We start from the raw sequence: 6,774 nt of genomic DNA on the forward strand, positions 1-6,774 counted from the left end.
GACCAGCGCCTGCTGCACCGCCTCGGAGGCGGGCATGGTCTCCAGGTACTCGCGGGTGGTCAGCCACAGTGAGCCCGTCCACACGCCGTGCGCGCCGAGCGTCAGCGCCGCGGCGGCCTGCCTGCCCGAGCCGATCCCGCCCGCGGCGAGCACCGGGACCCGGTCGCCGACCGCGTCGACGATCTCCGGCAGCAGCACCATCGAGGCGATCTCACCGGTATGCCCACCGGCCTCGTAGCCCTGGGCCACCACCAGGTCCACACCGTTGTCGACGTGCCTGCGGGCGTGTTCGGCCTTGCCCGCGAGCGCGGCCACCGGCACGCCGTGCTCGTGGGCCCGGTCGATGACGTCCACCGGCGGGGAGCCGAGCGCGTTGGCGATCAACGACGGGCGGTGCTTGAGCGCCACGTCGACGTGCGCGCGGGCCACCGAGTGCAGCCAACCGAGCACGCCCGCGCGTTGTTCGGTGTCCTCCGGCAGTTCGGGCACGCCCAGCTCGGCGAGGGTGCGGTCGACGAACGCGCGGTGTTCGGCGGGGATCAGCTCGTCGAGGTCGATCGAGCTGCCCTCGGTGGGGATCTTCGACGGCATCACGACGTCCACGCCGTAGGGCCTGCCGTCGGTGTTGTCGTCCATCCACGTCAGCACGTCGTCGAGTTCGTCGCCGTCGTTGAACCGGACGCAGCCGAGGACGCCGAGACCGCCCGCCCGGCTGATCGCCGCGGCGACGTGTTCGGACGGGGTGAACCCGACGATCGGGAGGTCGATGCCGAGCGTGTCGCACAGCGTGGTGCGCATGGTGATTCTCCTTCGCGGGGGTTACGCCTGCGACGCGTCCGCCGTGGGTGGGTTCTCGGCCGCGTGCCGCGCGGCCCAGGTGTAGTCGGGTTTTCCGCTGGCCAGCCGGCCGATGGTGTCGACGACCCACACGCTGCGCGGCACCTTGTACCCCGCGATCTCGGTGCGCACGTGGTCCCGGACCGCGGCGGGGTCGAGGGTGGCGCCCGGGCGGAGTTCGAGGATCGCCCCGACGCGCTGCCCGAGCCGCTCGTCGTCGACCCCGATCACGAGCGCGTCGAACACGTCCGGGTGGCTCTTCAGCGCGCCCTCGACCTCCTCGGGGAAGACTTTCTCCCCGCCGGTGTTGACGCACTGCGAACCGCGGCCGAGCAGGGTGACCGTGCCGTCGTCCTCGTAGCGCGCGTAGTCGCCGGGCACGACGTAGCGGACGCCGCCGATCTCGACGAAAATCGTCTCGCTCTTGGTGGGGTCCTTGTAGTAGCCGAGCGGAACGTTGCCGCGGCGCCCGATCCGGCCCACGGCGCCCGGGGCGGGTTCGACCCGGTTGCCGTCGTCGTCGATGAGCACGGCGTCCGAGCCGAAGTTCACCCGCGGCCCCGCGGAGTGGTCCGCCTCCTTCGACATCATGCCGATGCCGGTGAAGCCGCTCTCCGACGAGCCGATCGCGTCGGTGAGGACCACGTTCGGGAACGTGTCCAGGTACTGCCGCTTGACCGCCTGGGAGAACAGGGCGGCGTGGCTGGACACCGCCACCAGCGACGACCCGTCGTAGCCGCCGGAGTGGTAGGCGTCGATCAGCGGCCGGGCCATCGCGTCCCCGACGACGGTGAGCACCTGCACCCCGTGCCGGTCGATCTCGCGCCACACCTCGTGCGGGTCGAACTGGGGGGTGAACACGACCGTGCCGCCGGCGAACAACGCCCCGAACGCCGCCCACTGCGCGGCGCCGTGGATCAGCGGAGCGACCGGGAACCGCACCATGCCGCCCTGTTTCGCCTGTTCGGCCAGCGCCCACTCGTCGGTGACGTACTCGCCGGTGACGAAGTCGATGCCGCCGCCGAGCGCCCGCCAGACGTCCTCGTGCCGCCAGACGACGCCCTTGGGATAGCCCGTGGTGCCGCCGGTGTAGAGGATGTAGCGGTCGTCGGAGCTGCGTTCACCGAAGTCGCGCCCGCCGGAGGCTCCCGCGAGCGCGGTCTCGTAGGAGACGCCGCCGTGCCGCCCGAAGTCGGCGTCCGAGCCGTCCTCGATGACGACAACGTGTTTCACATCGGGTGCCTCGGGCAGGACCGCCGCGACCCGGTCCGAGTACTGCCGCTCGTGGACCAGAGCGACCAGGTCGGCGTTGGTGAACAGGTACCGCAGTTCACCGTGCACGTACCGGTAGTTCACGTTGATCGCGATGGCGCGGAGTTTGTACGCCGCGTACATCGTCTCGATCATCTCGATGGAGTTCCGCGAGTACACACCGATGTGATCACCTTTGCCCACCCCGTTGGCGGCGAGGTGGTGGGCGAGCCGGTTCGCCCGCTCGTCGAGTCCGGCGTAGGAGATCCGCCGGTCCCCGCAGAGGACCGCGGTGCGGTCCGGCACGGCGTCCACGGCGTGCTCAAGCAGATCCGCGATGTTGAAAGCCACGCGAACAAACTAGAACATGTTATTGTCCGCGGCAATGGTCGAGACTGGCGCCGAGGCGAACGGGAGGCCGCCGATGGAGCAACCGCACGCACTGGTCGAACAACGCGGGCACACCCTCGTGGTGACGATGAACCGGCCCGAGGCCCGCAACGCGCTGACCGGCGAGATGCTGGAGATCCTGGTCGGGGCGTGGGACCGGGTGGACACCGATCCGGAGATCCGTGCCTGCGTGCTGACCGGCGCGGGCGGGGCGTTCTGCGCGGGCGCGGACCTGAAGTCGATGAGCCGCAACAGCCCGTCCGAGTCGTTCTCCAACGGCAGCTTCGACCCGAGCCGGATGGACGGGCTGCTCAAGGGCAGGCGGCTGACCAAACCGCTGATCGCCGCAGTGGAGGGCCCGGCGATCGCGGGCGGCACGGAGATCCTGCAGGGCACCGACATCCGGGTGGCGGCCGAGAGCGCGAAGTTCGGTGTGTCCGAGGCGCGCTGGGGGCTGTTCCCACTGGGCGGGTCGGCGGTGCGGCTGCCGCGGCAGATCCCCTACACCCGTGCCGCCGAGATCCTGCTGACCGGCAGGCACCTCACCGCCGCAGAGGCCGCCGACATCGGGCTGATCGGCCGGGTGGTGCCGGACGGCACGGCGTTGGATCAGGCGCTGGAGATCGCCGACACGATCGCCGCGAACGGCCCGCTGGCCGTGCAGGCGATCCTGCGCACGATGCGCGACACCGAGGGCATGCACGAGAACGAGGCGTTCACGCTGGACGCCAGGTACGGCGTCGAAGTCTTCGCCAGCGCCGACGCCAAGGAAGGCCCCAAGGCCTTCGCCGAGAAGCGCCCCCCGGATTTCCACGCCCGCTGAGGTGGTGCCGTGAAGGGCACTTTCCCTGCGTCCGGCGCGGCGAGGGGCACTTTCCCTGCGTCACATGCAGGGAAAGTGCCCCTCACGGCACACCCGCCGGCGCGGGGTCAGATGGGCGCGGGGTCAGATGGCGCGGTCGTGGTCCTGCCAGTGGGGGTCGCGGAGTGTGCGTTTGTAGAGTTTGCCGTTCGGGTCGCGGGGGAGTTCGTCGACGTAGTCGATGCTGCGGGGGAGTTTGAATTTCGCCAGCCTGCCCCGGGCGTGGTCCAGCAGCTCGTCGGTGAGGGCGTCCGAGGGGTCGACGCCGTCGGCGGGCTGGACCACCGCCTTGATCTGTTCGCCCCGGTCCTCGTGCGGGACGCCGAACACGGCCACGTCGGCGACCTTCGGGTGCAGCACCAGTTCGTTCTCGATCTCGGCGGGATAGATGTTCACCCCGCCGGAGATGATCATGTCGCTCTTCCGGTCGTGCAGGAACAGGTAGCCGTCCTCGTCGAGGTAGCCGACGTCGCCGAGGGTGAACAGGTCGCCGACCCGGGACTTCTCGGTCTTCTCCTTGTCGCCGTGGTACTCGAACGTCGAGGAGCCCATGCGCATGTAGACGGTGCCGGTCTCCCCCGGCGGCAGCTCCTCCCCGTCGTCGTCCAGGATCGTCACCACCGAGCCGGGCCACGCCCGGCCCACCGACCCGGGCTTGCGCAGCCACTCCTCGCCGCTGATGACGGTGCCGCCGCCCTCGGTGGCCGCGTAGTACTCGGTGACCACCGGTCCCCACCAGTCCAGCATCCGCCGTTTGATCTCGTCCGGGCACGGCGCCGCGCCGTGCACCATGACCCGCAGCGACGAGACATCGTAGCCCCCGCGCACGTCCTCCGGCAGGTCGAGCAACCTGCGGAACTGCGTCGGCACCATGTGGCTGTGCGTGACCCGGTGCCGCTCGATCAGCCGCAGCATCCCCTCCGGGTCCCACTTGTCCATCAGCACCGCCGGATGCCCGAGCTGCAGCGAGATGGCGACGAAGTTCAGCACCGCGGTGTGGTACAGCGGCGATCCGCACAGGTGGACGTGCCCGTCGAACGGCTGGATGCCGAAGAGGGAGAAGAACCAGGTGGAGGCCACCGGCACCTCGTCCGGGTCGGCCCCGGTCAGCGGCCGCCGCACTCCCTTCGGCCTGCCGGTGGTGCCGGAGGTGTACAGCATCGGTGACCCGGCGGTACGCACCTCCGGCCTGCCGGGCCCGCCCGACTCCGCCAGCTCGGCCACCGCGCGGAAGCCGGGAACCATTCCCACGGCGAACCGGGCCCGGCCCGGGATCCCCGCCTCGTCGGCGGCGGCCACGGCCGTGTCGGCGAAGCGCTCGTGCGCGAGGAACGCCTTCGCCCCGGAGTCGGTGAGGATGTAGGCGATCTCGGGGCCGACCAGGTGCCAGTTGGCCATGACGACGTAGAGCCCGGTCTGCAGGGCGGCGAAGTGGGCGGCGAGCAGCTCGGAGCCGTTCGGTTGCAGCACCACGATCGCGTCCCCGGTCTCCAACCCCAGCGCGCGCAGGCCCCGCGCGTAGGAGTCGGCCTTCACCACGAGGTCGCCGTAACTGACCTCGGTGCCGTCCGGGTCGATCACCGCGGTGGTCGACGGGCTCTGCGCGGCGATGTTCCACAGCCCGATCGCGGGCGTCGTCGGTGGGGCGGTAGTAGACATACCGGCAAATCTAGAACGTGTTACAGACACGGGCAAGACACACGACCCGCACGACCGCCGAGAAGCTTGCGCCAGCTAAAGGAACGTGTTTCACTTTTGCCCGTGATTCCTGCCGAGACCGAGAAACCGCTGTCGGCACCGCTGGACGTCGGCTTCGACTACACCCGGTCGGTCGGCCCCGTCCTCGGCCGTTTCGTCAACGCGCTGCGCGAACGCCGCATCGTCGGCGTCCGGGGTTCGGACGACCGGGTGCACGTCCCGCCGGTGGAGTACGACCCGGTGACCGCGGCGGCCCTGTCCGAGTTCGCCGAGGTCGCCGACGAGGGCACGGTCGTGTCCTGGTCGTGGGTGGCCGAGCCGCTGGAGGCACAACCCGTGCGGCGCCCGTTCGCGTGGGCACTGATCCGCCTCGACGGGGCGGACACGGCCCTGCTGCACGCCGTGGACGCGGGCTCGCCCGCGGCGATGCGCACCGGGATGCGCGTGCGGGTGTGCTGGGCGGACGAGCCCGTGGGCCACATCCGCGACCTCGCCTACTTCGTGCCCGTCGAGGACCCGCCGGGCGATCCCGCGCCGACCCCGGAACCCCCGCCGGTGGCGAAGCGGGAGGAGGGCGCGCCGGTCGACACGATCGTCACGCCGATCCACCTGAGCTATCAGCACTCGGTCTCCCCGGAGGAGAGCCGCTACCTGCGGGGACTCGCCGAGGGCCGCGTCCTCGGCCAGCGCTGCCCCGCCTGCGGCAAGGTCTACCTCCCGCCGCGCGGCGCCTGCCCCACCGACGGCGTGCCCACCGAGGAGGAGGTCGAGCTGCCGGACACCGGCGTGGTGACCACCTTCTGCATCGTCAACGTCCCGTTCCTCGGCCAGCGCATCAAACCGCCGTACGTCACCGCCTACGTCCTGCTCGACGGGGCCGACATCCCGTTTCTGCACCTGGTGCTCGGCTGCGAGGCCTCCGAGGTGCGCATGGGGATGCGGGTGCGCGCGTCGTGGAAGCCGCGTGAGGAGTGGTCCACGACGTTGGAGAACATCGCCCACTTCGAGCCGACCGGCGAGCCGGACGCGCCGTACGAGACCTACGCCCACCACCTGTGAGGGGAACACCATGAACGACGTGGCGGTGGTCGGGTTCGCGCAGGCGCCCAGCGTCCGGCGTACCGACGGCACCACCAACGGCGTGGAGATGCTCGTCCCGATCTTCACCCGGGTCTTCGAACAGACGGGACTGACCAGGTCCGACATCGGATTCGTCTGCTCCGGCTCATCGGACTACCTGGCGGGCCGGGCGTTCTCGTTCATCGCCGCGGTGGACGCGTTCGGCGCGTTCCCGCCGATCCACGAGTCGCACGTGGAGATGGACGCGGCCTGGGCGCTGTACGAGGCGTGGCTGAAGATCCGGATGGGCGAGGTGGACATCGCGCTCGTCTACGGCTTCGGCAAGGCCTCGGCCGGGGACCTGCGCCGGGTGCTGGCGCTGCAGCTCGACCCGTACGTCACCGCGCCGCTGTGGCCGGACCCGGCCGGGATCGCGGGCATGCAGGCGCGGCTGGGCCTGGAGTCGGGCCGCTGGACCGAGAAGGACCTGGCCGGGGTGGCCGCCCGCAGCCGGCGCGACGCGGCGGACAACCCGTACGCCCAGGTCTCCGGCGAGACCGATGTGGACACCCTGCTGGCCGCCGACCCCGTCGTCGATCCGCTGCGGGCCCACGACATCGCCCCGGTCGGCGACGGCGCGGCGGTGATCGTGCTCGCCTCCGCCGAGCGCGCCCGCG

General features: G+C 70.9%; 5 protein-coding genes and 1 pseudogene. 3 read left to right on the forward strand and 3 right to left on the reverse strand.

Annotated elements, in window-relative coordinates:
* Together SACHA_RS0104430 and SACHA_RS0104435 are read right to left on the reverse strand one after the other, a co-directional pair.
* Positions 1-798, reverse strand: a 798-nt coding sequence (locus SACHA_RS0104430) for a nitronate monooxygenase (RefSeq protein WP_019807501.1), incomplete at its 3' end; no start/stop codon positions are given.
* 21 nt (positions 799-819) lie between these two features.
* Entirely contained in the window at positions 820-2,439 is a 1,620-nt protein-coding gene (locus tag SACHA_RS0104435) for an acyl-CoA synthetase (protein ID WP_019807502.1), read from the reverse strand.
* Positions 2,440-2,512: 73 nt separating this feature from the next.
* Here SACHA_RS0104435 and SACHA_RS0104440 point away from each other — a divergent pair, with 73 nt between their 5' ends.
* On the forward strand, positions 2,513-3,301 hold the full coding sequence (locus tag SACHA_RS0104440; RefSeq protein ID WP_019807503.1) for a crotonase/enoyl-CoA hydratase family protein: 789 nt from the start codon (positions 2,513-2,515) through the stop codon (positions 3,299-3,301).
* A gap of 123 nt (positions 3,302-3,424) precedes the next feature.
* On the opposite strand, the gene SACHA_RS0104445 is transcribed toward SACHA_RS0104440, so the two are convergent.
* The gene (locus tag SACHA_RS0104445; protein WP_019807504.1) at positions 3,425-4,999 is read right to left on the reverse strand and encodes an acyl-CoA synthetase; all 1,575 of its coding nucleotides are present in this window, start codon (positions 4,997-4,999) and stop codon (positions 3,425-3,427) included.
* 102 nt (positions 5,000-5,101) lie between these two features.
* On the opposite strand from SACHA_RS0104445, the gene SACHA_RS0104450 reads away from it, so the two are divergent.
* Positions 5,102-6,097 carry a Zn-ribbon domain-containing OB-fold protein gene (locus tag SACHA_RS0104450; protein ID WP_019807505.1) on the forward strand — a complete coding sequence of 332 codons (996 nt, stop codon included), beginning with the start codon at positions 5,102-5,104 and terminating at the stop codon, positions 6,095-6,097.
* A gap of 10 nt (positions 6,098-6,107) precedes the next feature.
* A pseudogene (locus SACHA_RS20255) lies at positions 6,108-6,774 on the forward strand (lipid-transfer protein); the annotation flags it as partial.

The organism is Saccharomonospora halophila 8 (genome assembly GCF_000383775.1).
Lineage (GTDB): Bacteria > Actinomycetota > Actinomycetes > Mycobacteriales > Pseudonocardiaceae > Saccharomonospora > Saccharomonospora halophila.

Excerpts from the sequence above, each read along its gene's own strand:
- SACHA_RS0104445 (WP_019807504.1), bottom strand. The coding sequence starts at position 4,999 with ATGTCTACTACCGCCCCACCGACGACGCCCGCGATCGGGCTGTGGAAC.
- SACHA_RS0104440 (WP_019807503.1), top strand. The coding sequence starts at position 2,513 with ATGGAGCAACCGCACGCACTGGTCGAACAACGCGGGCACACCCTCGTG.